The 25,667-nt window shown below is 64.0% G+C and carries 27 protein-coding genes; 18 read left to right on the forward strand and 9 right to left on the reverse strand.

Features of this window, described 5'->3' with window-relative positions:
* Positions 1 to 13 precede the first annotated feature (13 nt).
* The 15 genes from nuoG (at position 14) to HWX36_RS05185 (ending at position 14,971) form a co-directional block, all read left to right on the forward strand.
* Complete coding sequence (gene nuoG / locus HWX36_RS05115) at positions 14 to 2,344, forward strand: NADH-quinone oxidoreductase subunit NuoG (RefSeq protein WP_175951139.1); 2,331 nt, start codon at positions 14 to 16, stop codon at positions 2,342 to 2,344.
* Entirely contained in the window at positions 2,345 to 3,412 is a 1,068-nt protein-coding gene (nuoH, locus tag HWX36_RS05120; protein ID WP_175951140.1) for an NADH-quinone oxidoreductase subunit NuoH, read from the forward strand.
* A gap of 12 nt (positions 3,413 to 3,424) precedes the next feature.
* Positions 3,425 to 3,913, forward strand: coding sequence for an NADH-quinone oxidoreductase subunit NuoI (nuoI, locus tag HWX36_RS05125; protein WP_011352695.1), 489 nt, complete (start codon positions 3,425 to 3,427; stop codon positions 3,911 to 3,913).
* Positions 3,914 to 4,018: 105 nt separating this feature from the next.
* Positions 4,019 to 4,669, forward strand: a complete 651-nt coding sequence (locus HWX36_RS05130; RefSeq protein ID WP_069747466.1) for an NADH-quinone oxidoreductase subunit J — start codon at positions 4,019 to 4,021, stop codon at positions 4,667 to 4,669.
* An 18-nt stretch (positions 4,670 to 4,687) separates the two neighbouring features.
* Positions 4,688 to 4,993 carry an NADH-quinone oxidoreductase subunit NuoK gene (gene nuoK, locus HWX36_RS05135; RefSeq protein ID WP_006478272.1) on the forward strand — a complete coding sequence of 102 codons (306 nt, stop codon included), beginning with the start codon at positions 4,688 to 4,690 and terminating at the stop codon, positions 4,991 to 4,993.
* 17 nt (positions 4,994 to 5,010) lie between these two features.
* A complete protein-coding gene (nuoL, locus tag HWX36_RS05140; protein WP_175951141.1) occupies positions 5,011 to 7,065 on the forward strand; it encodes an NADH-quinone oxidoreductase subunit L in 2,055 nt (684 codons plus the stop codon).
* Positions 7,066 to 7,082: 17 nt separating this feature from the next.
* Positions 7,083 to 8,573 (forward strand): NADH-quinone oxidoreductase subunit M, encoded by a 1,491-nt coding sequence (locus HWX36_RS05145; RefSeq protein ID WP_021162817.1) that lies wholly within the window; start codon positions 7,083 to 7,085, stop codon positions 8,571 to 8,573.
* Positions 8,574 to 8,609: 36 nt separating this feature from the next.
* On the forward strand, positions 8,610 to 10,064 hold the full coding sequence (nuoN, locus tag HWX36_RS05150; protein ID WP_174944551.1) for an NADH-quinone oxidoreductase subunit NuoN: 1,455 nt from the start codon (positions 8,610 to 8,612) through the stop codon (positions 10,062 to 10,064).
* Positions 10,064 to 10,360: a DUF2818 family protein gene (locus tag HWX36_RS05155; RefSeq protein ID WP_046544751.1), complete on the forward strand. Its 297-nt coding sequence runs from the start codon at positions 10,064 to 10,066 to the stop codon at positions 10,358 to 10,360. Before nuoN ends, HWX36_RS05155 begins: the two co-directional genes overlap by 1 nt.
* Before the next feature lie 36 nt (positions 10,361 to 10,396).
* The gene (locus HWX36_RS05160; RefSeq protein ID WP_175951142.1) at positions 10,397 to 10,987 is read left to right on the forward strand and encodes an NUDIX hydrolase; all 591 of its coding nucleotides are present in this window, start codon (positions 10,397 to 10,399) and stop codon (positions 10,985 to 10,987) included.
* A 136-nt stretch (positions 10,988 to 11,123) separates the two neighbouring features.
* Positions 11,124 to 11,546, forward strand: a complete 423-nt coding sequence (locus tag HWX36_RS05165) for a DUF1178 family protein (RefSeq protein WP_175951143.1) — start codon at positions 11,124 to 11,126, stop codon at positions 11,544 to 11,546.
* A 103-nt stretch (positions 11,547 to 11,649) separates the two neighbouring features.
* Positions 11,650 to 12,846: an acyl-CoA dehydrogenase family protein gene (locus HWX36_RS05170; protein WP_175951144.1), complete on the forward strand. Its 1,197-nt coding sequence runs from the start codon at positions 11,650 to 11,652 to the stop codon at positions 12,844 to 12,846.
* A gap of 19 nt (positions 12,847 to 12,865) precedes the next feature.
* On the forward strand, positions 12,866 to 13,999 hold the full coding sequence (locus tag HWX36_RS05175; RefSeq protein WP_175951145.1) for an acyl-CoA dehydrogenase: 1,134 nt from the start codon (positions 12,866 to 12,868) through the stop codon (positions 13,997 to 13,999).
* A gap of 37 nt (positions 14,000 to 14,036) precedes the next feature.
* Entirely contained in the window at positions 14,037 to 14,498 is a 462-nt protein-coding gene (locus HWX36_RS05180) for a MaoC family dehydratase (protein ID WP_175951146.1), read from the forward strand.
* Positions 14,495 to 14,971, forward strand: a complete 477-nt coding sequence (locus HWX36_RS05185) for a MaoC family dehydratase (protein ID WP_175951147.1) — start codon at positions 14,495 to 14,497, stop codon at positions 14,969 to 14,971. Before HWX36_RS05180 ends, HWX36_RS05185 begins: the two co-directional genes overlap by 4 nt.
* Positions 14,972 to 15,018: 47 nt before the next feature.
* On the opposite strand, the gene HWX36_RS05190 is transcribed toward HWX36_RS05185, so the two are convergent.
* Both HWX36_RS05190 and HWX36_RS05195 read right to left on the reverse strand, forming a co-directional pair.
* Entirely contained in the window at positions 15,019 to 15,711 is a 693-nt protein-coding gene (locus HWX36_RS05190) for a glutathione binding-like protein (protein ID WP_175951148.1), read from the reverse strand.
* Between the two features lie 242 nt (positions 15,712 to 15,953).
* Complete coding sequence (locus tag HWX36_RS05195; RefSeq protein WP_175951149.1) at positions 15,954 to 16,745, reverse strand: enoyl-CoA hydratase; 792 nt, start codon at positions 16,743 to 16,745, stop codon at positions 15,954 to 15,956.
* 202 nt (positions 16,746 to 16,947) lie between these two features.
* Here HWX36_RS05195 and HWX36_RS05200 point away from each other — a divergent pair, with 202 nt between their 5' ends.
* The gene (locus tag HWX36_RS05200; RefSeq protein ID WP_175951150.1) at positions 16,948 to 17,604 is read left to right on the forward strand and encodes a glutathione S-transferase; all 657 of its coding nucleotides are present in this window, start codon (positions 16,948 to 16,950) and stop codon (positions 17,602 to 17,604) included.
* Between the two features lie 42 nt (positions 17,605 to 17,646).
* Here the strand turns inward: HWX36_RS05200 and HWX36_RS05205 are convergent, their stop codons facing one another.
* Both HWX36_RS05205 and HWX36_RS05210 read right to left on the reverse strand, forming a co-directional pair.
* Positions 17,647 to 18,819, reverse strand: a complete 1,173-nt coding sequence (locus tag HWX36_RS05205; protein WP_175951151.1) for a pyridoxal phosphate-dependent aminotransferase — start codon at positions 18,817 to 18,819, stop codon at positions 17,647 to 17,649.
* Between the two features lie 33 nt (positions 18,820 to 18,852).
* Entirely contained in the window at positions 18,853 to 19,332 is a 480-nt protein-coding gene (locus HWX36_RS05210; RefSeq protein WP_175951152.1) for a putative toxin-antitoxin system toxin component, PIN family, read from the reverse strand.
* Positions 19,333 to 19,389: 57 nt separating this feature from the next.
* Between HWX36_RS05210 and yaaA the strand changes: the two genes are divergently transcribed.
* Positions 19,390 to 20,172: a peroxide stress protein YaaA gene (gene yaaA / locus HWX36_RS05215; RefSeq protein ID WP_175951153.1), complete on the forward strand. Its 783-nt coding sequence runs from the start codon at positions 19,390 to 19,392 to the stop codon at positions 20,170 to 20,172.
* 88 nt (positions 20,173 to 20,260) lie between these two features.
* Complete coding sequence (locus tag HWX36_RS05220; protein ID WP_175951154.1) at positions 20,261 to 21,415, forward strand: carboxypeptidase family protein; 1,155 nt, start codon at positions 20,261 to 20,263, stop codon at positions 21,413 to 21,415.
* A gap of 85 nt (positions 21,416 to 21,500) precedes the next feature.
* Here the strand turns inward: HWX36_RS05220 and HWX36_RS05225 are convergent, their stop codons facing one another.
* From HWX36_RS05225 to HWX36_RS36815, 5 genes are all read right to left on the reverse strand, one after another.
* Entirely contained in the window at positions 21,501 to 22,157 is a 657-nt protein-coding gene (locus HWX36_RS05225; RefSeq protein ID WP_175951155.1) for a hypothetical protein, read from the reverse strand.
* Positions 22,158 to 22,296: 139 nt separating this feature from the next.
* Entirely contained in the window at positions 22,297 to 22,971 is a 675-nt protein-coding gene (locus HWX36_RS05230) for an energy-coupling factor ABC transporter permease (protein ID WP_174915900.1), read from the reverse strand.
* Between the two features lie 75 nt (positions 22,972 to 23,046).
* The gene (locus HWX36_RS05235; RefSeq protein ID WP_175951156.1) at positions 23,047 to 23,883 is read right to left on the reverse strand and encodes a response regulator transcription factor; all 837 of its coding nucleotides are present in this window, start codon (positions 23,881 to 23,883) and stop codon (positions 23,047 to 23,049) included.
* A gap of 213 nt (positions 23,884 to 24,096) precedes the next feature.
* Entirely contained in the window at positions 24,097 to 25,314 is a 1,218-nt protein-coding gene (locus HWX36_RS05240; protein ID WP_175951157.1) for a DUF2863 family protein, read from the reverse strand.
* Between the two features lie 123 nt (positions 25,315 to 25,437).
* Positions 25,438 to 25,667 (reverse strand): hypothetical protein (locus tag HWX36_RS36815; protein WP_208457793.1); only part of this gene is annotated, 230 nt, incomplete at its 5' end.

Genomic DNA, 25,667 nt, shown 5'->3' on the forward strand with positions numbered 1-25,667 from the left:
ACCATTCACCATCATGGTTGAACTTGAAATAGACGGCAAGAAGGTCGAGGTGCCCGAAGGCAGCATGGTGATCCAGGCTGCGCACAAGGCGGATACGTACATTCCTCACTTCTGCTATCACAAGAAACTGTCGGTTGCGGCCAACTGCCGGATGTGTCTCGTCGAAGTCGAGAAGATGCCGAAGGCCGTGCCTGCCTGCGCGACCCCCGTGTCGGCCGGCATGATCGTCCATACGCAATCCGACAAGGCCGTGAAGGCGCAGCAGTCGGTGATGGAATTCCTCCTCATCAACCACCCGCTCGACTGCCCGATCTGCGATCAGGGCGGCGAATGCCAGCTGCAGGATCTGGCGGTCGGTTACGGCAAGTCGTCGTCGCGCTACTCGGAAGAGAAGCGCGTGGTGTTCCACAAGAACGTGGGCCCGCTGATCTCGATGGAAGAAATGTCGCGCTGCATCCATTGCACGCGCTGCGTCCGCTTCGGTCAGGAAGTCGCCGGCGTGATGGAGTTCGGCATGCTGGGCCGCGGCGAGCACTCGGAAATCACGACGTTCGTCGGCAAGACGGTCGATTCCGAAATGTCGGGCAACATGATCGACCTGTGCCCGGTCGGCGCGCTGACCAGCAAGCCATTCCGCTACAGCGCCCGTACGTGGGAACTGTCGCGCCGCAAGTCGGTGAGCCCGCACGATTCCGTCGGCGCGAACCTCGTCGTCCAAGTGAAGAACAACCGCGTGATGCGCGTGCTGCCGTTCGAGAACGAAGCCATCAACGAATGCTGGATCTCGGACAAGGATCGCTTCTCGTATGAAGGCCTCAACAGCGAAGAGCGCCTGACGAAGCCGATGCTGAAGCAGGGCGGCCAGTGGATCGAAACCGATTGGCAGACCGCACTCGAATACGTCGCGAAGGGCCTGAAGGGCATCGCCGCGGATCACGGCGCGAACGCGCTGGCGATGCTCGCGAGCGCGCACAGCACCGCTGAAGAGCTGTTCCTCGTGAAGCAGCTCGCCAACGAACTGAAGACGCCGAACGTCGACTTCCGTCTGCGCCAGCAGGATTTCTCGGCGCCGGTCCAGGGCGCACCGTGGCTCGGCATGCCGATCGCCGACCTGTCGAACGTGGACGCCGCGTTCGTCGTCGGTTCGTTCCTGCGCCGCGACCACCCGCTGTTCGCCGCCCGCCTGCGTCAGGCCGCGAAGAACGGCGCGAAGCTGCATTTCCTGCACGCGACCGGTGACGACGCACTGATCCCGACCGCGCAGCGCATCGTTGCCGCACCGTCGGCATGGCTCGACCAGCTGGCCGGTATCGCAGCGGCCGTCGCGCAACTGCGCGGCGTCGCACTGCCCGACACGCTCGCGGGCGTCACCGCATCGCCGGCCGCGCAGGCTGTCGCCCAGTCGCTCGCGAACGGCGAACGCCGCGCGGTGCTGCTCGGCAACGTCGCGGTCCGCCATCCGGAATTCGCAAAGCTGCACGCCGTCGCCAAGTGGATCGCCGATAACACCGGCGCCACGTTCGGCTTCCTGACGGAAGCGGCGAACACGGTCGGCGCGCACGTCGTCGGCGCGCTGCCGGGCGAAGGCGGCCTGAATGCACGCGAAGCATTCGCGCAGCCGCGCAAGGGCTACGTGCTGCTGAACGTCGAACCGGAATTCGACACCGCAGATCCGGCACAGGCGCTTGCCGCGCTGAACCAGGCGGAAATGGTCGTCGTGATGTCGCCGTTCAAGCACGGCCTCGACTACGCGGACGTGCTGCTGCCGGTTGCGCCGTTCACGGAAACGGCCGGTACGTACGTGAATGCGGAAGGCACCGTGCAGAGCTTCAACGGCGTCGTGCGCCCGCTCGGCGACACGCGTCCGGGCTGGAAGGTGCTGCGCGTGCTCGGTAGCCTGCTCGGCCTGCCGAACTTCGAATACGAGACCGTGGAAGACGTGCGTCTCGCGGCACTCGGCGACGCCGGCGTCGCGAGCCGCCTGTCGAACCAGACGTCGGTCGCGCCGGTGCGCGTTGCGGCGAATGCCGCGAATGGCGGTTTCGAGCGCCTGGCCGATGTGCCGATCTATCACGCCGACGCACTTGTGCGCCGCGCAGGTGCGTTGCACCTGACGGCCGCCGCGAAGGCGGCGAATGCCGCAGCCCTGCCGGCCGCGCTGTTCGACAAGCTGGGCTTGAAGGAAGGCGACGCGGTGCGCGTGCGCCAGGGCGAGCGTGCGGTGCAGTTGCCGGCCGTGCGCGACGCGAATCTTGCGGAGACCGTCGTTCGCGTGTCGGCGGCGACGCCTGCCGGCGCAGCGCTCGGCAGCCTGTCCGGTGAACTGGTGGTGGAGAAGGCGTAAATGAGCTTGTTCGATACGATCAACGCGGGCGGGTCCCAGCTTCTCGGCTTCGCGTGGCCGACGGTGTGGGCAATCGTGCGCATCCTCGTCGTCTCCGTCGTCATCCTGCTGTGCGTCGCGTACCTGATTCTGTGGGAACGCAAGCTGATCGGCTGGATGCACGTGCGTCTCGGCCCGAACCGCGTCGGCCCCGGCGGCCTGCTGCAGCCGATCGCCGACGTGCTGAAGCTGCTGCTGAAGGAAGTCATTCAGCCGAGCGCCGCCAGCCGCTGGCTGTACCTGATCGCGCCGGTGATGACCGTCGTGCCGGCGTTTGCCGTGTGGGCCGTGATCCCGTTCCAGGCCGAAGCGGTCCTCGCGAACGTGAACGCGGGCCTGCTGTACGCGATGGCGATCTCGTCGATCGGCGTGTACGCGGTGATTCTCGCGGGCTGGGCGTCGAACTCGAAGTACGCGTTCCTCGGCGCGATGCGCGCCGCGGCGCAGATGGTCTCGTACGAAATCTCGATGGGCTTCGCGCTGGTGCTGGTGCTGATGACGGCCGGCAGCCTGAACCTGTCGGAAATCGTCGGTTCGCAGCAGCACGGCTTCTTCGCGGGCCACGGCGTGAACTTCCTGTCGTGGAACTGGCTGCCGCTCCTGCCCGCGTTCGTCGTGTACTTCATCTCGGGCATCGCCGAAACGAACCGCCACCCGTTCGACGTGGTGGAAGGGGAGTCGGAGATCGTTGCCGGTCACATGATCGATTACTCGGGTATGGCGTTCGCGCTGTTCTTCCTCGCCGAGTACATCAACATGATCGTGATCTCGGCGCTGGCCTCCACGCTGTTCCTCGGCGGCTGGGACGCACCGTTCGAATTCCTGTCGTTCATCCCGGGCATCTTCTGGCTGGTGCTGAAGATATTCGCGCTGCTGTCGGTGTTCATCTGGGTTCGCGCGACGTTCCCGCGTTTCCGTTACGACCAGATCATGCGCCTGGGCTGGAAGGTGTTCCTGCCCGTCACGGTGGTCTGGGTGGTCGTGGTCGGCTTCTGGATGATGTCGCCGCTCAACATCTGGGTGAAGTAATCGGACGAAATCATGAGCGCAATCCAACACTTCTTTAAGACCTTCTTCCTGACCGAGCTCCTGCAGGGGCTCGCGCTGACCGGCCGTTACACGTTCAAGCGCAAGGTCACCGTGCAGTTCCCGGAAGAGAAGACCCCGATTTCGCCGCGTTTCCGCGGGCTGCACGCACTGCGTCGCTACGAAAACGGCGAAGAGCGCTGCATCGCGTGCAAGTTGTGCGAGGCCGTGTGCCCCGCGATGGCGATCACGATCGAGTCGGAAACGCGCGCGGACAACACGCGCCGCACGACGCGCTACGACATCGACCTGACGAAGTGCATCTTCTGCGGTTTCTGCGAAGAGAGCTGCCCGGTCGATTCGATCGTCGAGACGCAGATTCTCGAGTACCACGGCGAGAAGCGCGGCGACCTGTATTTCACGAAGGAAATGCTGCTCGCGGTGGGCGACCGCTACGAGAAGGACATCGCCGCGGCGAAGGCTGCCGACGCGCCGTATCGTTGATTGTGTTTGAAGTGCCGGCCCGGCAGGATCGGGCCGCGCCGCCGCGACGGGTGCGGGCGTCCCGCAAGCCGCGCCTGACTATGGCCTAACGATGAACCGGTAATCATGGAATTCACGACCGTACTGTTCTACATCTTCGCGCTGCTCCTGGTGGTATCAGGGCTGAAGGTGATCACTTCGCGCAACCCGGTGGCGTCTGCGCTTTTCCTTGTGCTGGCGTTCTTCAACGCCGCCGCGATCTGGATGCTGCTGGAAGCGGAGTTCCTCGCGATCCTGCTGGTGCTGGTCTACGTGGGCGCCGTGATGGTGCTGTTCCTGTTCGTCGTGATGATGCTGGACATCAACATCGACTACCTGCGCCGCGACTTCAAGCGCTTCGTCCCGATGGCGACCGTGGTCGGCGCGATCATCGTGATCGAAACCGCGCTGATCCTGTGGCGCGGCTACGGCGACACGCAGACGGTGCACGCGATGGCGACGGGCGAGATGGCCAACTGGTCGAACACGCGCCTGATCGGCAAGGTGATCTACACCGACTACATCTTCGCGTTTGAAATCGCCGGCCTCGTGCTGCTGGTCGCGATCATTGCCGCGATCGGGCTGACCGAGCGCAAGGGCAAGGACAGCAAGCGCCAGCGCGTGTCGGATCAGGTCAAGGTGCGCCGCAACGATCGCGTGCGCCTCGTGAAGATGGACGCGGAAAAGCCGCAGCCGGAAACGGCGCAGAGCGAAGCCGGTTCGAGCACCAACGGCTAAGCGGAGGAAAGGAAAACCATGCTGACTCTTGCTCACTACCTCGTGCTCGGCGCGATCCTCTTTGCGATCGCGATCGTCGGGATCTTTCTGAACCGCCGCAACGTCATCATCATCCTGATGTCGATCGAGCTGATGCTGCTGGCGGTGAATACCAACTTCGTCGCGTTTTCGCACTACCTCGGCGATGTGCACGGCCAGATCTTCGTGTTCTTCGTGCTGACTGTCGCCGCAGCGGAAGCCGCGATCGGTCTTGCGATTCTGGTGACCCTGTTCCGTAAGCTCGACACGATCAATGTCGAGGATCTCGATCAGCTCAAAGGTTAATTTCAGGCAACGCTGTTATGTCAACGACACTCAATGAAAACCTGCTGCTGGCGATTCCGCTCGCTCCGCTGGCCGGCTCGCTGATTGCGGGGCTGTTCGGGAACGCAGTCGGGCGCAAGGGCGCACACCGGATCACGATCCTCGGCGTCATGATCGCGTTCCTCCTGTCGGCGAAAGTCTTCTTCGACGTGATGGGCGGCGCAAGCTTCAACGCGACCGTCTACGAATGGATGAACGTCGGCTCGCTGAAGCTCGAAGTCGGCTTCCTCGTCGATTCGCTGACCGCGATGATGATGGTCGTCGTGACCTTCGTCTCGCTGATGGTGCACGTGTACACGATCGGCTACATGGCGGAAGAAGACGGCTATCAACGCTTCTTCTCGTACATCTCGCTGTTCACGTTCTCGATGCTGATGCTCGTGATGAGCAACAACTTCCTGCAGCTGTTCTTCGGCTGGGAAGCGGTGGGTCTGGTGTCGTACCTGCTGATCGGCTTCTACTTCACGCGTGAGAGCGCGATCTACGCGAACATGAAGGCGTTCCTCGTGAACCGCGTGGGCGACTTCGGCTTCCTGCTCGGCATCGGCCTGCTGCTCGCATTCGCCGGCTCGATGAACTACGGCGAAGTGTTCGCGAAGCGCGCTGAGCTCGCGAGCCTGCACTTCCCGGGCACCGACTGGGGCCTGCTGACCGTCGCCTGTATCTGCCTGTTCATCGGCGCGATGGGTAAGTCGGCACAGTTCCCGCTGCACGTGTGGCTGCCGGACTCGATGGAAGGCCCGACCCCGATCTCCGCGCTGATTCACGCGGCGACGATGGTGACCGCCGGCATCTTCATGGTGTCGCGCATGTCGCCGCTGTTCGAGCTGTCGGATACCGCGCTGTCGTTCATCACGGTGATCGGCGCGATCACGGCGCTCTTCATGGGCTTCCTCGGTATTGTCCAGAACGACATCAAGCGCGTGGTCGCGTACTCGACGCTGTCGCAGCTCGGCTACATGACCGTCGCGCTCGGCGTATCCGCTTACCCGGTCGCCGTGTTCCACCTGATGACGCACGCGTTCTTCAAGGCGCTGCTGTTCCTTGGCGCAGGTTCGGTCATCATGGGCATGCACCACGACCAGGACATGCGCAACATGGGCGGCCTGCGCAAGTACATGCCGATCACGTGGATCACGTCGCTCGTCGGTTCGCTCGCGCTGATCGGCACGCCGTTCTTCTCGGGCTTCTACTCGAAGGACTCGATCATCGACGCGGTGAAGCTGTCGCACCTGCCGGGTTCGGGCTTCGCGTACTTCGCGGTCGTCGCGAGCGTGTTCGTCACCGCGCTGTACTCGTTCCGCATGTACTTCCTGGTGTTCCACGGCGAAGAGCGCTTCCGCAAGCCGAAGCATCCGGAATCGCCGATGGGCATGGCAGCCGCGCACGGTCATGACGACCACGGCCATGGCCACGGTCATGACGATCACGCGCACGAACCGCACGAGACCCCGTGGGTCGTGTGGGTGCCGCTGGTCCTGCTGGCGATCCCGTCGGTCATCATCGGCGCGCTCGCGATCAGCCCGATGCTGTTCGGTGACTTCTTCCAGCACGGCGTTGCGTTCGACAAGGTGATCTTCATCGGCGAAAACCATCCGGCGCTGGCCGAGATGGCCGAAGAGTTCCACGGCTGGGTAGGCATGGGCCTGCACTCGGTGTCGGGCCTGCCGGTCTGGCTCGCGCTCGCCGGTGTCGTTGTCGCCTGGTTCCTGTACCTGAAGCGTCCGGAGCTGCCGGCGTCGATCCGCCGCGCGTTCGGCCCGATCTACACGCTGCTGGACAACAAGTACTACATGGACAAGATCAACGAAGTGGTGTTCGCCCGAGGTTCGGTGGCGATCGGCCGCGGCCTGTGGAAGGAGGGTGACGTCGTGGTGATCGACGGCCTCGTCAACGGCAGCGCCCGGTTCATCGGCTGGTTCGCCGGCGTGATCCGCTTCCTCCAATCCGGTTACATCTATCACTACGCGTTCGCCATGATCATCGGCATGCTGGGGCTCCTGACCCTGTTTGTAACGCTCGGCGGCAAATAAGGCGGGGGGACAACTTAATGCACGCTTTTCCGATTCTCAGTACCGCGATCTGGCTGCCGATCGTTTTCGGCCTCCTCGTGCTTGCGGTGGGTAACGACAAAAATCCGGGGACGGCCCGCTGGATCGCGCTGATCGGTTCGCTGCTCGGCCTGGCGGTCACGATCCCGCTGATCACGGGCTTCGATTCGAGCACGGCTGCGCTGCAGTTCGTCGAGAAGTCGACCTGGATCGAGCGCTTCGACATTGCGTATCACCTCGGCGTCGACGGCATCTCGATGTGGTTCGTCGTGCTGACCGCGCTGATTACGGTGATCGTCGTGATCGCCGCATGGGAAGTGATCACCGAGAACGTCGCGCAGTACCTCGCGGCGTTCCTGATCCTGTCCGGGATCATGATCGGCGTATTCTCGGCGGCCGATGGCCTGCTGTTCTACGTGTTCTTCGAAGCGACCCTGATCCCGATGTACATCATCATCGGCGTATGGGGCGGCCCGAACCGCGTGTATGCGGCATTCAAGTTCTTCCTGTACACGCTGGCCGGCTCGCTGCTGATGCTGGTCGCGCTGATCTACCTGTATACGGAAACGCATTCGTTCGACCTCGCGACGTGGCAGAACGCCAAGATCGCGATGACGCCACAGATCCTGCTGTTCATCGCGTTCTTCCTCGCGTTTGCCGTGAAGGTGCCGATGTGGCCGGTCCACACCTGGCTGCCGGACGCGCACGTGGAAGCGCCGACGGGCGGCTCGGTCGTGCTGGCTGCGATCATGCTGAAGCTCGGCGCGTACGGTTTCCTGCGCTTCTCGCTGCCGATCACGCCTGACGCGAGCCACTTCCTGGCGCCCGTCGTGATCACGCTGTCGCTGATCGCGGTGATCTACATCGGCCTCGTCGCGATGGTGCAGGCCGACATGAAGAAGCTGGTCGCGTATTCGTCGATCGCGCACATGGGCTTCGTCACGCTCGGCTTCTTCATCTTCAACCAGCTCGGCGTCGAAGGCGCGATCATCCAGATGATCTCGCACGGCTTCGTGTCGGGCGCGATGTTCCTCTGCATCGGCGTGCTGTACGACCGCGTGCACTCGCGTCAGATCGCCGACTACGGTGGCGTCGTCAACGTGATGCCGAAGTTTGCGGCCTTCGCGATGCTGTTCTCGATGGCCAACTGCGGCCTGCCGGGTACGTCGGGTTTCGTCGGCGAGTTCATGGTGATTCTCGCGGCCGTCCAGTACAACTTCTGGATCGCATTCGGCGCGGCATTCACGTTGATCCTCGGCGCTGCCTACACGCTGTGGATGTACAAGCGCGTGTACTTCGGCGCCGTTGCGAACGATCACGTCGCCAAGCTGAAGGACATCGGCCGTCGCGAATTCCTGATGCTGGCCGTGCTCGCCGCGTTCACGCTGCTGATGGGCCTTTATCCGAAGCCTTTCACCGACGTGATGCACGTTTCCGTGGAAAACCTCCTCTCCCACGTCGCGCAGTCGAAGCTGCCGCTGGCCCAGTAATCGCGAGCGGAGGAACTCAAGATCATGAATGCTCCTATGAATGTCCTGTTGCCTGACGCGCTGGTGATGGCCGCCATCGTCGTCGCATGGCTGAACGACACCTTTACCGGCGCTTCCGGCCGCCGCCTGACCTATCTGATCGCGGTCGTATCGTCGGTCGTCGCCGGCGTGTGGTTCGCGGTGCAGGCGCTCGACCCGCAGCAGTACTACTTCTTCTCGAAGATGGTCGTCGTCGACTCGTTCGCGAGCATGATGAAGGCTGTCGTGTCGTTCGGTTTCGCGGTCTCGCTCGTCTATTCGCGCAAGTACCTCGAAGATCGCGACATGTTCCGCGGTGACGTGTTCCTGCTCGGCATGTTCTCGCTGCTCGGCCAGCTGGTCATGGTGTCGGGCAACAACTTCCTGACGCTGTACCTCGGTCTCGAACTGATGTCGCTGTCGCTGTACGCAGTCATCGCGCTGCGCCGTGACGCCGCGCAGTCGAGCGAAGCCGCGATGAAGTACTACGTGCTGGGTGCGCTCGCATCGGGCTTCGTGCTGTACGGCATCTCGATGCTGTACGGCGCGACCGGCTCGCTCGAGCTGGGCGAGGTGTACAAGGCGGTCGGCGGCAACACCGACGCAGCCGTGCTGATGTTCGGCGTGGTCTTCATCGTCGCGGGTATCGCGTTCAAGCTCGGCGCCGTGCCGTTCCACATGTGGGTGCCGGACGTCTACCAGGGCGCACCGACCGCGATGACGCTGTTCGTCGGCGGCGGCCCGAAGGTTGCCGCGTTCGCATGGGGCCTGCGCTTCCTGGTGATGGGCCTGCTGCCGCTCGCACAGAACTGGCAGACCGCGCTCGTGATCCTCGCCGCGCTGTCGCTGATCGTCGGCAACATCACCGGTATCGTCCAGCGCAACATCAAGCGGATGCTCGCGTACTCGGCGATCTCGAACATGGGCTTCGTGCTGCTCGGCCTGCTCGCGGGCATCGTGAAGGGCGACGCGACGGCGCCGGCGAACGCATACAGCTCGGCGATGTTCTACGCAATCGTCTACCTGATCACGACGCTCGGCTCGTTCGGCGTGGTGATGCTGCTCGCCCGCCGCGATTTCGAAGCCGAAACGATCGACGACTTCAAGGGCCTCAACAAGCGCAGCCCGGTGTTCGCGTTCGTGATGATGGTCATGATGTTCTCGCTGGCCGGTATTCCGCCGACCGTCGGCTTCTACGCGAAGCTCGCCGTGCTCGAGGCGACCGTCAACGCGGGCCTCACGTGGCTGGCCGTGCTGGCCGTGATCACGTCGCTGTTCGGCGCGTTCTACTACCTGCGCATCGTGAAGCTGATGTACTTCGATGCACCGCAGGATACGACGCCGATCTCGGGCGATTTCTGCAAGCGCACGATCCTCGTGCTGAACGGCCTGGCGGTCGTCGCGCTCGGCCTGATCCCGAGCCCGCTGCTGACGGCCTGCCTGCAGGCAATTCGTCACACGCTGCCGCTGTAATGTCGGCAGCCGGCTGGTTTATCGTGCTGTTGGCGCTCGTCTGCGCCAACCTGCCGTTCCTGAACCAACGCCTCTTCGCCGTCGTGCCGTTCGGCACGGCGAAGAAGAGCGGGTGGGTGCGGATCGGCGAGCTGATCGTGCTGTACTTCATCGTCGGCGCACTCGGCTTCTGGCTCGAGTCGCGCGCCGGCAACCGCTTCGAACAAGGCTGGCAGTTCTACGCGATCACGTTCAGTCTTTTCGTCGTGTTCGCGTTTCCCGGCTTCACGTTCCAGTATCTCGTCAAACGACGCTGACGGCTTCGGCCGTCGCGCTCATTCCCGGAGCCGCCGATGGCCGAACTACCCAATCACGACGCCGCACTGACCGAAACCTGCCTCGAAAGCGAGGCAATCTTCGAAGGCGCGTTCCTCAAGCTCAAGCGTGATACCGTCCGTCTTCCGGACGGCAAGAAGGCCACGCGCGAATACGTCCAGCATCCGGGCGCAGTGATGGTGATCCCGCTGTTCGACGACGGCCGCGTGCTGATGGAAAGCCAGTATCGCTACCCGATCGGCAAGGTGATGGCCGAATTCCCGGCCGGCAAGCTCGATCCTGACGAAGGCGCGCTCGCATGCGCGGTGCGCGAACTGCGCGAAGAAACCGGCTACACGGCGCGCGAGTACGTGTTCCTGGCCCGGATTCACCCGATCATTTCCTATTCGACCGAATTCATCGACCTGTACCTGGCGCGCGGGCTGACGGCCGGCGAGCGCAAGCTCGACGAAGGCGAATTCCTCGAGACCTTCATCGCGACGCAGGCCGATCTGCAGGAATGGGTGCGTACGGGCCAGATCTCCGATGTGAAGACGATCATCGGCGCGATGTGGCTCGACAAGGTGCTGTCCGGTACGTGGCCGCTCGGGCCGGTCCTGACGCCCTGAGCGCGGCGTCAGCGGCAGGTGGGGCACCGCGTTACAATCGGGTGACGCGGCGCCGCCGCGTCGCGCGACCGGTATTTAGCACGACCGTTCACAAAACTGCTTTTTGCGCTACACTCGCTACACGCCCTGATTCAGCATGAAGGTCCTCGATTTACAGTGCCCGCACGATCATCGGTTCGAAGGCTGGTTCGCTTCCGCCGATGAATTCGAAGCGCAGTTGTCCCGCAAGCTGGTCGAATGTCCGGTGTGCGGAACGACCGAGGTCAGCCGTCTGCCGTCGGCGCCGCGCCTGAACTTGTCGGGCGCGACGCAGGCACAGCCGGCCGATCCGCGTGCGCTGCAGGCGCAGGTGATGCGTGCGCTGCGCGAGGTGCTGGAGAAAACCGAGAACGTGGGCGAGCGCTTCGCCGAGGAAGCGCGGCGCATCCATTACAACGAGGCGCCGGCACGCAGCATTCGTGGCGTTACGACCGCCGAAGATGCGCAATCCTTGGCCGAAGAAGGCATCGACGTGATGCCGCTGCCGATTCCTGCCGCGCTTAAAGAACCGCTGCAATAACGTATGCAGTGATTCCTTGCCGGGCCGGACGGCTGCGGACAGCCTTGCACGGGACCGGACTAACCGCTGAAGCGCTAACTCCGGTCGACAGGAGACACTGCGCATGGATCTGGATTATTCCCCCTCGGACGACGCGTTCCGCGTCGTCGTTCGCGCCTGGCTCGAGGCCAACCTGCCTCACGCACTGCGCGCCAAAGTACTCGATCACAAACGACTCGGCCGCGAGGATTTCGCGAGCTGGCACCGGATTCTCGGCCAGCGCGGCTGGTCCGCGCCCGCGTGGCCGGTTGAATATGGCGGCCCGGGCTGGAACGCGACGCAACGGCACATATGGGACGAGGAGTGCGCGCGGATCGGCGCGCCGACCGTGCTGCCGTTCGGCGTATCGATGGTCGCGCCCGTGTTGATGAAATACGGCAGCGAAGCGCAGAAACGTCATTATCTGCCGCGCATTCTCGACGGCTCCGACTGGTGGTGCCAGGGCTACTCGGAGCCGGGTTCGGGATCCGACCTCGCGTCGTTGCGCACGCGTGCCGAGCGCCGGGGCGACCACTACGTCGTCAATGGCCAGAAGACCTGGACGACGCTCGGCCAGTACGCCGACATGATGTTCTGCCTCGTGCGTACCGATCCGGCCGCGAAGAAACAGGAGGGCATCTCGTTCCTGCTGATCGACATGAAGACGCCCGGTATCACGGTGCGCCCGATCGTCATGCTCGACGAGGACCACGAGGTCAACGAGGTGTTCTTCGAGGATGTGAAGGTGCCGGTCGACAATCTCGTCGGCGACGAGAACCGCGGCTGGACCTACGCGAAATACCTGCTTGGCCATGAGCGCACCGGCATCGCGCGAGTCGGTGCGTCGAAGCGCGAGCTCGCGTTCCTGAAGCGCGTGGCGTCGAACCAGCGCAAGAACGGCAAGCCGTTGCTCGCCGATCCCGTGTTTGCCGCGAAGGTCGCGGCGCTCGAGGTCGAACTGATGGCGCTCGAGGTGACGGTGCTGCGCGTCGTCAGCCGCGAGACGAGCGGGAAGGGGCCGGGCCCCGAGGCGTCGATGCTGAAGATCAAGGGCACGGAAGTGCAGCAGGCGCTCACCGAGTTGATGGTCGACGCGATCGGCCCGCTCGCCGCACCGTTCGACGTACCGTTCCTCGACGGCCAGCGCGAGCATAGCGCCGCGGGCGACGACGATGCGGCACCGCTTGCCGCGTACTACTTCAATTACCGGAAGACGTCGATCTACGGCGGTTCGAACGAGATCCAGAAGAACATCATCGCGCAGATGATTCTGGGGCTGTGATCAGGGAACGGAGACAACCATGGATTTCAGCTTTACCGATGAGCAGCAGCAGTTCGCCGACGCGCTACGTCGTTATCTCGGCGAGCAATACGGCTTCGAAGCGCGCCAGGCCATCGTGTGCAGCGACGCGGGCGTGTCGGACGCGCAATGGCGCGCGTTCACCGAACTGGGGTTGACCGCGCTGCCCGTGCCGGACGCGCAGGGTGGCTTTGGCGGCGGCCCGGTCGACATGCTGGTCGTAATGCAGGAGCTCGGCCGCGCGCTCGTGATCGAGCCGTACTGGGCAACGACGGTGGGCGTCGAGGCCTTGCGCATCGCCGGCGGCGGCGCCGGTGAGGATGCGGCGCTGCTGGAGGCGATCGCGCAGGGGCAGAAGCGCGTGGCGGTTGCGTTCCACGAACCGCATGCGCGCTACGACCTGTTCGAAATCGACACGCATGCGCGCGAGCAGGGCGGCACGTCGCGGCTGACCGGCACGAAGTCGGTCGTTCAGCATGGCGCGCAGGCGGATGTGTGGATCGTGCCCGCACGCGTCGACGGCGGCGGCATCGGCCTCTTCGTCGTCGAACGGAATGCCGCGAACGCGAAGGTGGTCGACTACCGGACGATCGACGGTCAGCGTGCTGCGACGATCGAGTTCGATGAAACGCCGGCGCGACTGCTGACGGGCGGTGCGCGCGATGCTGCGGCCCTCGAGCAGGTTGCCGATTATGCGACGTTCCTGCTGTGCGCGGAAGCGGTCGGCGCGCTCGACGAACTGAATCGCGCCACGGTCGAATACACGAAGACGCGCGAGCAGTTCGGCGTGCCGATCGCGCGTTTCCAGGCGCTGCAGCACCGGATGGTCGACATGCTGATCCACGCCGAGCAGGCACGTTCGCTGACCTACCTGGCGGCCGTACGCTACGCGAGCGGCGATGCCGATGCGCGGCGCAAGGCCGTGTCGGCCGCGAAAGCACGTGTCGGCGCCGCCGCTCGCTTCGTCGGCCAGCAGGCCGTTCAACTGCACGGCGGTATGGGCGTGACCAACGAGGTCGCCGCCGCGCACCTGTTCAAGCGGCTGACGATCATCGAGACGACGCTCGGCGACACCGATCATCATCTTGCCCGCATCGCGGCGCTGCCCGATTTCGCGCAGACCGACGCGGCATGACGGCGACGCGAGAGCGCGCCAGACAAGGAGACACCTAGTGGGCATCAGTTACGAAGACCTGGTGGTCGGCAGTACCACCGAAGTGGGCCGTTACACGTTCGAACCCGACGACATCAAGGCGTTCGCGCAACGCTATGATCCACAGCCGTTCCATCTCGACGAAGAGGCCGGGAAGGCATCGCATTTCGGCGGGCTCGTCGCGAGCGGCTGGCATACGTGTTCGGTGTTCATGAGCCTGCTCATCAGGAAGCTCGGGTCGGACTCGACGAGCATGGGCTCGCCCGGCATCGATTCGATCCGCTGGCTCAAGCCGGTGCGCGCCGGCGACACGATCACGATGTATCAGAAGGTCCACGACAAGCGCGTGTCGGAGAGCAAACCCGACCGCGGCATCGTGTCGACGGAGTGGGTCGGCGTGAACGGCGCCGGCGAGACGGTGATCACTGTGCATACCAAGGTGATCTTCGGGCTGCGCCATCCGGGAGGCACGCAAGCATGACCGACACGACCATGCCGCTGATCGCATCGGCACAAGCGCTGCAGGCACGTGTGGGCGCAGAGCCGCTTGCGAGCGGCTGGATCGCGATCGACCAGCGCCGTGTGGATGGCTTTGCCGATGCGACCGGCGATCATCAATGGATTCACGTCGATCCCGAACGCGCCCGGCGCGAATCTCCGTTCGGCGGCCCGATCGCGCACGGGTTCCTGACGCTGTCGCTGATTCCGGCGTTGATGGCCGATGCGATGCATTTCGAGCAGAAGATGGGCGTGAACTACGGACTGAACCGCGTGCGGTTCCTGAAGCCGGTGCCGGTCGGCGCGCGCGTGCGTGCGCTGTTTGCGGTAAAGGAAACCGCCGAGGCCGCGCGGGGCGGTGTGCAGGTGACGTGGTCGGTGACGATGCAGGTCGAGCGCCCCGACGCGCCACTGCCTGTTTGCGCGGCGGAATTCATCACGCTGCATTACTTCTGAAGCGCGGGGCGGCATGCACGGATGCCGCCCCGCTTTTCCCATGCGCGTCAGTGCTTCGCGTATTGCGTCGCGCCGAACAGCACCTCGCGCGCCTTGTCGCCCTGCAGCGCCGTGCGCAGCGATGCGAGCACTTCGACGCCGCGCTGCACGGCCGGTCGTGCGGCGATCGTGTCGTACCAGCGCTTCACGTTCGGCAATTCGTCGAGCACGATGCCTTGGTTCTGCCACGAGCGCGTCCACGGGAACGTCGCAACGTCCGCGATCGTGTACGCGTCGCCCGCGAGATATTCGGATTCGCCGAGACGCTTGTCCATCACGTTGTACAGGCGCTTCGCTTCGTTCGTGTAGCGGTTGACCGCATATTCGATCTTCTCGGGCGCGTACAGGCGGAAGTGGTGTGCCTGTCCGAGCATCGGGCCGACCCCGCCCATCTGGAACATCAGCCATTCGAGCGTCGCATAGCGTGCGGCTTGATCGGTCGGCAGGAACTTGCCGGTCTTCTCCGCGAGGTAGATCAGGATCGCGCCCGATTCGAACAGCGAGATCGGCTTGCCGCCGGGGCCGTCCGGATCGACGATCGCGGGGATCTTGTTGTTCGGGCTGATCTTCAGGAATTCCGGCTTGAACTGGTCGCCGGCGCCGATATCGACCGGGTGGGCACGATAAGCGAGGCCCGTTTCCTCGAGCATGATGTGCACCTTGTGGCCGTTCGGGGTCGCCCAGCTATAGACGTCGATCATCGTGAACTCCTTTGTTGCATGCGCGAAAACGGCGCAGGCAGCGCCGCGACAGGCGGTCATTAGAGCATGGATCGATGCGGGCTGCTGGCGACGGAAACGGACGCGCCGATGCGCGTGCGCGGGTGTCGGGCTACATCGCGTCGGGGGCACATGTCGTCCCGAGTCGTCGAGAGGGAGGTGTCGCCGTGCCGCATCGGGTCGATGCGGTGGCGACGTGTCAATTCGAAAGCAAGCGCGACGGTTCAGCGCTTGTAGCGGGGCGGGCGTTTCTCGAGAAATGCCGTGATGCCTTCGAGGCCGTCCGCATGATGCAGCGATGCGACGAAATGATCGCGCTCCGTCGCGAGATGCGCGTCGAGCGGTTGCAGCGTTGCGTCGTCGAGCAGTGACTTGATGCGCGTGAGTGCATTCGGCGAGATGCCGGCGAGCGCATCGGCCCATGCCAGCGCATCGGCCAGTGCCGCGCCGGGCACGGCGAGCCGGTTGACGACGCCAAGCGTGTACAGACGTTCGGCTGCGACGGGCTTGCCTTCGAACAGGATCTCGGCCGCGGTCGCGCGCGGCAGCGCGCGCGCGATGAACCAAGAACCGCCCCCGTCGGGCGTCAGGCCGACACGCGCGTACGACATCACGAACTTCGCATCTTGAGCGGCGACGATCAGGTCGCACGCGAGCGCGAGCGAGAAGCCCGCGCCGGCCGCGGCGCCTTCGACCGCTGCGATCACCGGCTTCGTCGAAGCGTGGATCGCCGTCACCCATGCGGCGAGCTGATCGATGCTGTCGGCCTGATAGGACGGATCCTTCGAGCGGTTGTCGAGCAGCCGGTTCAGGTTGCCGCCCGCGCAGAAGAAGCGATCGGCGCCGGTGAGCACGACCGCGCGAATCCCGGGATCGCGTTCGGCGGTGGCGAGCGCTTCGATGCCGGCCGCGTACATGTCGGGATGCAGCGCATTGCGTGCGCCGGGATTGGATAGCGTGAGGACGAGCGTCGATTCGCTCTCGGGCGGACGCGAGGCCAGCAGTTCAGCACTCATGCGAGTGTGTCTCCATCGAATGGCGGGGCTGCGGCAGCGGGCGCATAGCGCACGCTGATGCGGCCGATGCAGTAGCAGAGGTATTGTTGTCGTGACGAACGCAAAACTTGCTTTAGACTAGCACGAACGTGCTTTTCAGCGCGATGAATCCCGAAGCGGCCGGCATCGATGCGGCCGCGCTTCAGCAAGGAAGGAGACCCTGATGCTACAGCTGTGCGGTATTCCGTTGTCCAACTACTACAACAAGGTGAAGTTCGTCCTGCTCGAGCACGACATTCCGTTCGAGGAGTCGGTATGCGGATTGCCGATCAGCGATCCGGCGCAGCTCGCCGATTCGCCGCTCGGCAAGATTCCATTTCTGAAGACCGAAGAAGGCGCGCTGTTCGAGTCGCAGGTGATCATCGAATACCTAGCCGCGCGCTATCCCGAGAAAGGCATCTTTCCGGCAAGCCCGTTTGCAGGTGCGAAGGTGCGCGAACTGATCGAGACGCTCGAGCTGTATCTCGAATGGGTGGCGCGCGAGGTCTACACCGAAGCGTTTTTCGGGGGAAAGGTCAGCGACGGGATGAAGGCACACGTCGAGAAACGCCTGCCGCGCGCGATCGATGCGTTCAAGCAGATGACGCAGTTTTCGCCGTATGTGCTCGGCGAGTCGTTCGGACTCGCCGACATCGCCGCCTGGGTCCATCTGCCGGTCATCGGCATGGCGACGAAAGCCATATTCGGACGCGATTTCCTGCTCGATGCAGGCATCGACTGGAAGGCGCATGCGAAGAAGGTGGGCGAGCGGCCTGCCGCGCAGCGCGTGGCGGCCGAGCGCAAGGCGTATATCGACGCGACGAGCGTCGCGCGTTCGTAAGCGCGGTTCCCGCAGGGCGGCGTGCGACCGCCCGTGCGGGTCTTACAGGCGGGCGAGCCGTTCGAGCGCGGACGCGAGCGTGCTTTCCTGCTTCGCGAAGCAGAATCGGACGACGCCCGATTCGTGCGGCTCGTGATAGAACGCCGACACCGGAATGGCGGCCACGCCGATCTCCGATGTGAGCCACTTCGAGAATTCCGCTTCCGGCAGGTCGCTGATCGCCGAATAATCGACGCACTGAAAGTACGTGCCCGTGCAGGGCAGCAGCTTGAAGCGCGTGCGTTCGAGGCCGGCCCGGAAAAAGTCGCGCTTCTTCTGGTAGAAGTCGGCAAGCGTCAGGTACGGCGCCGGGTCTCGCAGGTAGTCGGCGAGCCCGATCTGCATCGGCGTGTTCACCGTGAACACGTTGAACTGGTGGACCTTGCGGAATTCCGCGGTCAGTGCGGCAGGCGCCGCGACATAGCCGACCTTCCAGCCCGTCACGTGATAGGTCTTGCCGAAGCTCGACACGATGAAGCTGCGCGCGGCGAGTTCCGGATAGCGCGCGACGCTTTCGTGGCGCGCGCCGTCATAGACCATGTGCTCGTAGACCTCGTCGGACAGGATCAGCACGTTGGTGCCACGCACGATCTCTTCGAGCTTGCGCATGTCCGCCTCGCGCCACACGGTACCCGTCGGGTTATGCGGCGTGTTGATCAGGATCATGCGTGTTTTCGGCGTGATCGAAGCCGCCAGACGGTCGAACGGGATTGCGTAGTCGGGCGCCTCCAGCGTGACGAACACGGGCTTGCCGCCCGCGAGTTCGATCGACGGCAGGTAGCTGTCGTAGGTCGGTTCGACGACGATCACTTCATCGCCGGGATGCACCGTGCACAGGATCGCCGTCAGCAGTGCCTGCGTCGCGCCGGCCGTGACGGTGATCTCGGTCGCCGGATCGTAACGCCGGCCATAGACCTGCGCGATCTTGTCTGCGATCGCGTCGCGCAGCGGCGCGACACCGGCCATCGGCGGATACTGGTTGTGCCCGTTGCGCATCGCGCCGGCAACCGCATCGACGATGCGCGGATCGCAGTCGAAATCCGGAAAGCCCTGGCCGAGGTTCACCGCGCCTTTTTCTGCGGCAAGCGCGCTCATGACCGTGAAGATCGTCGTGCCGACGTTCGGCAGGCGCGAGGGGAAAACGGGAGTCGTTGGCGTGTCTGAAGGAGCGTTCATCGATACGGTCGAAATCGGGTGGTGGTGCGTGCGTCAGGCCGGCGTGGCGTCGAGCGCGCAAGCCTCGGCAAAGGGCGCAGGCTGCGCGATCCTGAAGCCGAAGTCGCGTGCAGTGCGCTTCGCGAGCTTCAGCAGCGCGCGGTCTTTGGACACGAGCCAATCGGCCTGGGCGGCGCGGGCGAGTTCGAGAAACTTCTGGTCGTCGCGGTCCTTGCACTTCGGCAGCGGCGGCGCGTCGGCATCGACGGCCGGCGGCTCCACGAGGCTCGCCAGGCGGGCGACGGTCGCGAGCGCAGCCGCCTTGTCGACAGCGCGCGCCTGGAACTGCGGATAATCGAGCACATACTCGAGTTCGGTCAGGCAGCGGCCGTCGATCACGGCGGCAAGCGTGCCGCGTTCGAGCGCGGCACGGATCGGGCGCGTGGCAGGGTCGTCGAATACGAGGATGTCGATCCAGACGTTCGAGTCGAGCACGACGCGATGCGCGGCATGCGGGGCGAGAGAGCAGGTCATTCGTTACAATCGGTGGTTTTCGTCTGACCGCAAGGCACGGCGTGCCAGCGAGCCTCTATGATAATCGTTCTCTCTCCAGCCAAATCCCTCGACTACGATACGCCCGCGCACGTCCAGTCTTACACGAAGCCTGCATTCGTCGACGACGCGTCGGAGCTGATCGACGGCCTGCGCAAGCTGTCGCCGCAGGACATCGCGACGCTGATGGATATCTCCGATCCGCTCGCTCGCCTGAATTTCCAGCGTTACGCCGACTGGTCGCCGATCTTTACGCCGGCCAACGCGAAACAGGCCGTGCTCGCGTTCAACGGCGACGTATATGAAGGATTCGACGCCAAATCGCTGTCGCCTGCCGATCTCGACTATGCGCAGCAGCACGTGCGCGTGCTGTCGGGCCTGTACGGGCTGTTGCGTCCGCTCGACCTGCTGCAGCCGTACCGGCTCGAGATGGGCACGCGCTTCGCGAACGCGCGCGGCAAGGACCTGTACGCGTTCTGGGGCGACCGCATCACGCAGGCGCTGAACGAACAGCTCGAAACGCGCAGCGGCGCGGCGCGCGTGCTGGTCAACTGCGCATCGACCGAATACTTCAAGTCGGTCAAGCCGAAACTCCTTGCCGCGCCCGTCATCACGCCGGTTTTCGAGGACTGGAAGGGCGGCCGCTACAAGATCATCAGCTTCCATGCGAAGCGTGCGCGCGGCCTGATGGCGCGTTTTATCGTCGAGAACCGTATTACCGACCCGAAGGCGCTGAAGGATTTCGCGACGGAAGGCTATGCGTTCGATGCGGCAGCGTCGAATGATTCGACTTACGTATATCGCCGGCGAGTCGGCGAGTGACCCTGCCGGCCGTTCACGAGACGGCCGGCGCATGCATGAGGCCGGGCAAGCGCTACAGCGCCTGTTCCGGTCGTCCAAGGAGAGACAGATGGCCCTTTCGATCACCAGCAATTTCGACGCAGGCGCAATCGACGTCGTGTCGTGCGACAGTCCCGATGCGATTCGGCTGCGCGTGCGCGGCGACACCCGCTCGGAATTCGCGCAATGGTTTTACTACCGCTTGACCGGTGCGCGCGGTGAGCGCTGTGTGATGACGTTCGAGAATGCTGCCGAATGCGCGTATCCGTCGGGCTGGCGCAATTACAGCGCGGTGGCGAGCTATGACCGGGTCGACTGGTTTCGCGTGCCGACGACGTTCGACGGCAAGACGATGACCATCGACCATACGCCGGAATTCGACAGCATCTATTACGCGTATTTCGAACCGTACTCGGAAGAGCGTCACGCGGCATTTCTCGGCGCGGTCCAGCAGTTGCCGCAGGCGAGCGTCGTCGAACTCGGCCGCACGGTCGAAGGTCGACCGATGTCGCTGCTGACGCTCGGTACGCCGGAAACCGACGGCACGCCGAAGAAGAAGGTGTGGATCATCGCGCGCCAACATCCTGGTGAGTCGATGGCCGAATGGTTCGTCGAAGGCCTCGTCAAGCGACTGGCCGGATGGGGCGACTGGGCCGGCGATCCGGTCGCGCGCAAGCTGTACGATCGTGCGACGTTCCATATCGTCCCGAACATGAACCCGGACGGCAGCGTGCATGGCAACCTGCGCACCAATGCGGCAGGCGCGAACCTGAATCGCGAGTGGATGGCGCCCGATGCCGAGCGCAGCCCCGAGGTGCTGGCCGTGCGCGATGCAATCCACGCGATCGGCTGCGACATGTTCTTCGACATTCACGGCGACGAGGATCTGCCGTACGTGTTCGTTGCAGGGTCGGAGATGCTGCCGAGCTTTACCGAGCAGCAGGGTAAGGAGCAGACCGCGTTCATCGAAGCGTTCAAGGTCGCGAGCCCCGACTTCCAGACTGAGCACGGCTATGCCGCGAGCAAGTACAAGGAGGATGCACTCAAGCTCGCGTCGAAGTACATCGGCCATCAGTTCGGCTGCCTGTCGCTGACGCTCGAGATGCCGTTCAAGGACAACGCCAACCTGCCCGACGAACGAGTCGGCTGGAACGGCGAGCGCAGCGCGGCGCTTGGCGCGGCGATGCTGGCGGCGATCTTGGTGCACCTCGACACGTTCGCGTAAGCGTAGCGTCGCGACATGAGAAAAAAAGCCGGGGCATCTCAGGATGCCCCGGCTTTTTCGCTTCTGTCGATGTCGCTTCGTCGTATCAGGACTTCTTCGCGGTTTTCTTCTTCACGACCTTCTTCTGGCCGCTCGACTTTTTCGTTGCAACGGCCTTCTTGCTGCCGGTGCGGCTCGATGCCTTTGCCTTGCCCTTGCCTCGGTGCGTCTTGCCCTTGAATTTCTTCGTCGAGGACGAGGAGCGCTCGACGCGCGGCTTAAGCGGCGGAACCGGGTCGTTCCAGCTGAACGCGAGCATTTGCTGACCGACATAGCCGCATCGGAATTTCAGCGGCGTCGGGTCGCTGCCGTCGCTGTGGATGCCGAGGCCGTCGACCGTGACGATATTGTCGACCTTCACGCGCTGCTTGCCCTGGTCGAACGAGTCGTTCCATGGCGTGATCGTCGCGTTGCCGCTGTCAAATGCGTTCGGCGCGAAGTCGACGCGGTCGAAGGCAGACGACGTACTGGCAATGAAGCTGCCGTGCGCTGCACAATCGGCGGCGAGCGGATCGGCGTGCATTTCGTTGACGAATTTGTTGATCAGTTCGGAGCGCTGGTCGAGCAGATCGGCGAATGCCGGTGTCGGAAGCGCAAGCGACAGGCCCGCAATACAGGCTGCCAGCGTGCCGAGCGTCCGGAAAATCCGGAGCGACGCAGGAGAGCTGTCCATCTGGTTATTGGTGAGGAGCGAATGAGGCATCGGGCACGTATAGATGCCCGATGAAGAACCGGAGTTCAATCTTAGCGTAAAAAAGTTGTGCGGCAGTAGATGTCGCATTCTGCCGTACTGCGCGAGGGGCTGCCGGCACGTGACGACGGTGCCGCCGCCAGAGGGCAATTCAGGCGCGCGGGCCGCCGAGACGATAGCGCCGGACGTCGAACGTCGTGACCCATGCGGGGCGATAGACGGCGATGAGTGCCGTCGCCATGCCCGTGAACCACGCTTCGCCGAGTGCGAGCAGCGCGGTGTTCAGCAGATAGCCGGCGGGAATCACGACGGGCACGCCATCCGCGAGCGCGAGCTGGACCCCGGCCGCGGCAGCGGCGACCGCGACGATCGCGATGGCCGGCGACAGGAATCCCTGGCCGGTAATGAACGACGCGAGATTGTGCGGCAACCATGCGAGTGCGGCGCGCTGCAGCAATGCCGACACGGCGACCGGCAGCGCGCCGTAGATCAGATAGGTCAGGCCAATGCCCTGCCAGGGCGCGTCGAAGATGATCGCGGCGACCGCCGTGATGGCGCCCATCGCGATCAGTGCGAGTGTCCAGTCGAACAGTGTGACGAGCAGCGTCGCGCCAAGCAGATGCATGACGATGCCGTCTTCGAGCCACGCATTCGAGGCCCAGAGGACCGCGATGGCGGTGACGAGCGCGAGCCACACGTGCTGGAGCGTGGCGTCCTGCAGGCGCACGAAGGGACGATTCCAGATCGCGAGCGCGAGCAGGGCCACGGCGGCGATCCAGCCACCGATGCCAACCCAGAGCGGAAGCGGTGTGAAGAGAAAACCCATGCGTCCATATTACTCGTTGAGCATCAAAGGTGGGAATCCGGACACACCGACCGTCGCAATATCGAGACTGTTTGGCTAGCGTTCGCGCCGGAACCGCGCCGGCGGCTCGGCGGCGATCGGCAGGTCCTGCGCGCTGTCGATCGAGGACGGCAACGGGTACGGGCGGTCATTCCGTTGTGTACGCAGCGGAACCGGGCCGTGTTCACCGATGGGCGGCTTGCGCGTGCGACTGCGGTTCGCCAGAAGCACCTCGAGGTGGGGCGACAGCCAGCCGTTGTAGATCGCGACCGCGGCGGCGCGGTTGGCGGCGCCGAGCTGCTGGAAGATGCTGGCGAGGTGGATCTTGACGGTGCCTTCGCTGATGCCGAGTGTGCGGGCGATCATCTTGTTGGTGCTGCCCATGTGGACGAAGCGCATGATCTGCGCTTGCCGCGGTGACAAGAGGCCGCTCAGCGGCCGGCGGGGAAGCGATCCGGCGAGTGTCTGGAAATGGGCGTCGTAGCGCGCCGCAGCAGTAGACGGCAGCAGACGGAGCGCGATAGGCGGAATGTAGTGTCCGCCCAGCAGCACGATCTCGAGCGCACGTGCGATCAGGTGCGGCCGCGTGGAATGCGGGATCACGCCGGCGACTCCGTAGTTGAAGAAGCGCTGGATGGCTTCCGGCGATGTTTCGTCGACCAGGACGGCGACGGGTGCCGGCGAGCACGCGCTGCAAAGCGCCTGGAGGTCGCTGAGTCGGCCGACGTCGAGCCAGTCGATCGCGACGAGGTCGAATCGCTGGTTGCGCAGCAGCCTGCGCGCCTGGAAACTGTCGGGCGCATCGTTGATGCCGGCGTGACGGTCGATCTGTCGCAACAGGGCCTTCAGTCCGTCACGCCGCTCGGCGTCTGAATTGAGCATCAGGAACCGCATATTCAACCTCCGTAATGTGAGCCATTGATCTGCCGTCTGGCATGCCTTGGGTCTAATGATGACAAAGACCTTACATGATGTCTGCTTGGCTGAAAGGCTTAGGAAAAGTATGAAATTTCGGGCGGCGGGATGGCAGACAAGTAAAAAGCCGCTCCGGCGGGAACCGTGAGCGGCTTCGGGCGGGCAGGCCGTCAGGGCCTGCTGTGCTGCGGGTCAGTGAAAGTGCGGCTGGGCGGGTGACGCGTCTTCCGGCATTTCCGCGTGGACGATTTCACCGAGCGGATCTGCGTAGAGCGGCACGCCGCAGTCATCGCAATATTCCGGTTCGAAGCGGCCCGCGTGCCGCCGGACGTCGGTTACACCGCATTCCTTCAGCAGGCTCACGATTTCCTCGACCGGTCCTTCGATCGGTACTTCACCTTCGAGCGTTGTGCTGTCGATCGACATGTCACCGTTTTCGCGGCCGTAGAGCGGCCATACGACGCCGTAGATTACGTCGTTGCTGGCACGCCGCGTGAAGCCGACACGGTACTCGTCGATACGGCGTTCACCGAAGCCGGCGACCACCGCGCGCAGCTCTTGCGGTGCTGTACCAAGTGTGTCGAAAAGATAACGAATGGCAGTTTTCACCGTGTGCGGACGCACACGTTCGTCCGCATCGCGGCAAGCGGAATAGTACGCGTCCGGAAGTAGGCATTCGAACTCGCAGCCGGGCAGGGCGATCGACAGGTTCGGGCCGCCCTGGGCCGTCCATTGTTCGAGGCACTGGCCGCGTTCGATCCGGCTGCCGCTTTCTTCTTCTTGCCATCGGAACAGCGGTGCGCCGGCGGGGGCAGCGACGACGGCGAGCAGGAAGCGCGGGTCGGCCAGGATCGGCGAGGTTTCGGGCAGGTCGCCGAAGCTGAGCTTGGGCGGATGCTGGCTGATCGCCGCATGCGCGAGCTGCTGGGCGAGCCGGTAGGTCTCGACGTGGTGTCGCGGCAGCTGGTCGATGCTGTAGAGGAACGGTGCAAGCCCGACGAGGGTGCCGTTCGCAAGGACGTGTGCCTGCAGGTGGGTTCGCAGCGCGTCGGCAACGTCACCCTTGAGCGGGCCCGACGGAATCATGTAGCGCGTCCATGCGAGAACCGGGACGGCGACCAGCAGCGCATCGAACGGTTGGCCGTCGTGCTCGACCACCATCGACTCGCTGTGCGTCTCGGCCATGTCGGCGAGCGCGCCATAAGCGTCGGGATGATTCTGCTGCAGATGGTCGAGCGCTGCGTCGAGCGTGGTCTGGTTGCCGTTGCGGACAATCTTGGCGAGCAGCGCGTCGAGCTTCGCTTCCCAGAAGCGATCCTCGATGCGGCTGCCCGAGGCGAAGAGCGCAAGCGACAAACCGACCAGTTTGTCGGCATCGGGGGGGAGGCGTTTGGCGATTCGCTGGCGCATATTAAAGACGTATATAGAAAGAGGCGAAGAACCTCACATTCTAGTCCGTTCTTTGCGCCGTAAGCGGTCTCGTGCCGCGGCATGGCCGGCCGGCCGAATTGCAGCTTTTGTAAAAAAGTTGCTTCAAACCCCTTGCATGAATGCTGCGAGCTGCCTACAATCACGCCTCTTTCGCGCTAACGGAAACGCGGCGCGGAAGAGGGAAGCAGGGTTGGTGGTGTGCGGCAGTCTGGCGCGCGCTACTGGCCCGGAAGTTGAACCCCGCAGTCGCAACGCTGATGTTAAAAAGTTGTTGACGAGCTGCGAAACACGGTTCATAATCTCGCTTCTCTGCTGCTGAAAACGCAGTGCTG

This window comes from Burkholderia sp. BCC0405, from assembly GCF_902833075.1.
Taxonomy (GTDB): Bacteria; Pseudomonadota; Gammaproteobacteria; order Burkholderiales; family Burkholderiaceae; genus Burkholderia.

Excerpts from the sequence above, each read along its gene's own strand:
- HWX36_RS05170 (WP_175951144.1), top strand. The coding sequence starts at position 11,650 with ATGGATCTGGATTATTCCCCCTCGGACGACGCGTTCCGCGTCGTCGTT.
- HWX36_RS05195 (WP_175951149.1), bottom strand. The coding sequence starts at position 16,745 with ATGAGTGCTGAACTGCTGGCCTCGCGTCCGCCCGAGAGCGAATCGACG.
- HWX36_RS05225 (WP_175951155.1), bottom strand. The coding sequence starts at position 22,157 with ATGCCTCATTCGCTCCTCACCAATAACCAGATGGACAGCTCTCCTGCG.
- HWX36_RS05190 (WP_175951148.1), bottom strand. The coding sequence starts at position 15,711 with ATGATCGACGTCTATAGCTGGGCGACCCCGAACGGCCACAAGGTGCAC.
- HWX36_RS05210 (WP_175951152.1), bottom strand. The coding sequence starts at position 19,332 with ATGACCTGCTCTCTCGCCCCGCATGCCGCGCATCGCGTCGTGCTCGAC.
- HWX36_RS05235 (WP_175951156.1), bottom strand. The coding sequence starts at position 23,883 with ATGCGGTTCCTGATGCTCAATTCAGACGCCGAGCGGCGTGACGGACTG.
- HWX36_RS05175 (WP_175951145.1), top strand. The coding sequence starts at position 12,866 with ATGGATTTCAGCTTTACCGATGAGCAGCAGCAGTTCGCCGACGCGCTA.
- nuoH (WP_175951140.1), top strand. The coding sequence starts at position 2,345 with ATGAGCTTGTTCGATACGATCAACGCGGGCGGGTCCCAGCTTCTCGGC.
- nuoL (WP_175951141.1), top strand. The coding sequence starts at position 5,011 with ATGTCAACGACACTCAATGAAAACCTGCTGCTGGCGATTCCGCTCGCT.
- HWX36_RS05205 (WP_175951151.1), bottom strand. The coding sequence starts at position 18,819 with ATGAACGCTCCTTCAGACACGCCAACGACTCCCGTTTTCCCCTCGCGC.
- HWX36_RS05240 (WP_175951157.1), bottom strand. The coding sequence starts at position 25,314 with ATGCGCCAGCGAATCGCCAAACGCCTCCCCCCCGATGCCGACAAACTG.
- HWX36_RS05220 (WP_175951154.1), top strand. The coding sequence starts at position 20,261 with ATGGCCCTTTCGATCACCAGCAATTTCGACGCAGGCGCAATCGACGTC.
- HWX36_RS05160 (WP_175951142.1), top strand. The coding sequence starts at position 10,397 with ATGGCCGAACTACCCAATCACGACGCCGCACTGACCGAAACCTGCCTC.
- HWX36_RS05165 (WP_175951143.1), top strand. The coding sequence starts at position 11,124 with ATGAAGGTCCTCGATTTACAGTGCCCGCACGATCATCGGTTCGAAGGC.
- HWX36_RS05130 (WP_069747466.1), top strand. The coding sequence starts at position 4,019 with ATGGAATTCACGACCGTACTGTTCTACATCTTCGCGCTGCTCCTGGTG.
- nuoI (WP_011352695.1), top strand. The coding sequence starts at position 3,425 with ATGAGCGCAATCCAACACTTCTTTAAGACCTTCTTCCTGACCGAGCTC.
- HWX36_RS05145 (WP_021162817.1), top strand. The coding sequence starts at position 7,083 with ATGCACGCTTTTCCGATTCTCAGTACCGCGATCTGGCTGCCGATCGTT.
- HWX36_RS05230 (WP_174915900.1), bottom strand. The coding sequence starts at position 22,971 with ATGGGTTTTCTCTTCACACCGCTTCCGCTCTGGGTTGGCATCGGTGGC.
- nuoK (WP_006478272.1), top strand. The coding sequence starts at position 4,688 with ATGCTGACTCTTGCTCACTACCTCGTGCTCGGCGCGATCCTCTTTGCG.
- HWX36_RS05155 (WP_046544751.1), top strand. The coding sequence starts at position 10,064 with ATGTCGGCAGCCGGCTGGTTTATCGTGCTGTTGGCGCTCGTCTGCGCC.
- nuoN (WP_174944551.1), top strand. The coding sequence starts at position 8,610 with ATGAATGTCCTGTTGCCTGACGCGCTGGTGATGGCCGCCATCGTCGTC.
- nuoG (WP_175951139.1), top strand. The coding sequence starts at position 14 with ATGGTTGAACTTGAAATAGACGGCAAGAAGGTCGAGGTGCCCGAAGGC.
- HWX36_RS05185 (WP_175951147.1), top strand. The coding sequence starts at position 14,495 with ATGACCGACACGACCATGCCGCTGATCGCATCGGCACAAGCGCTGCAG.
- HWX36_RS05200 (WP_175951150.1), top strand. The coding sequence starts at position 16,948 with ATGCTACAGCTGTGCGGTATTCCGTTGTCCAACTACTACAACAAGGTG.
- yaaA (WP_175951153.1), top strand. The coding sequence starts at position 19,390 with ATGATAATCGTTCTCTCTCCAGCCAAATCCCTCGACTACGATACGCCC.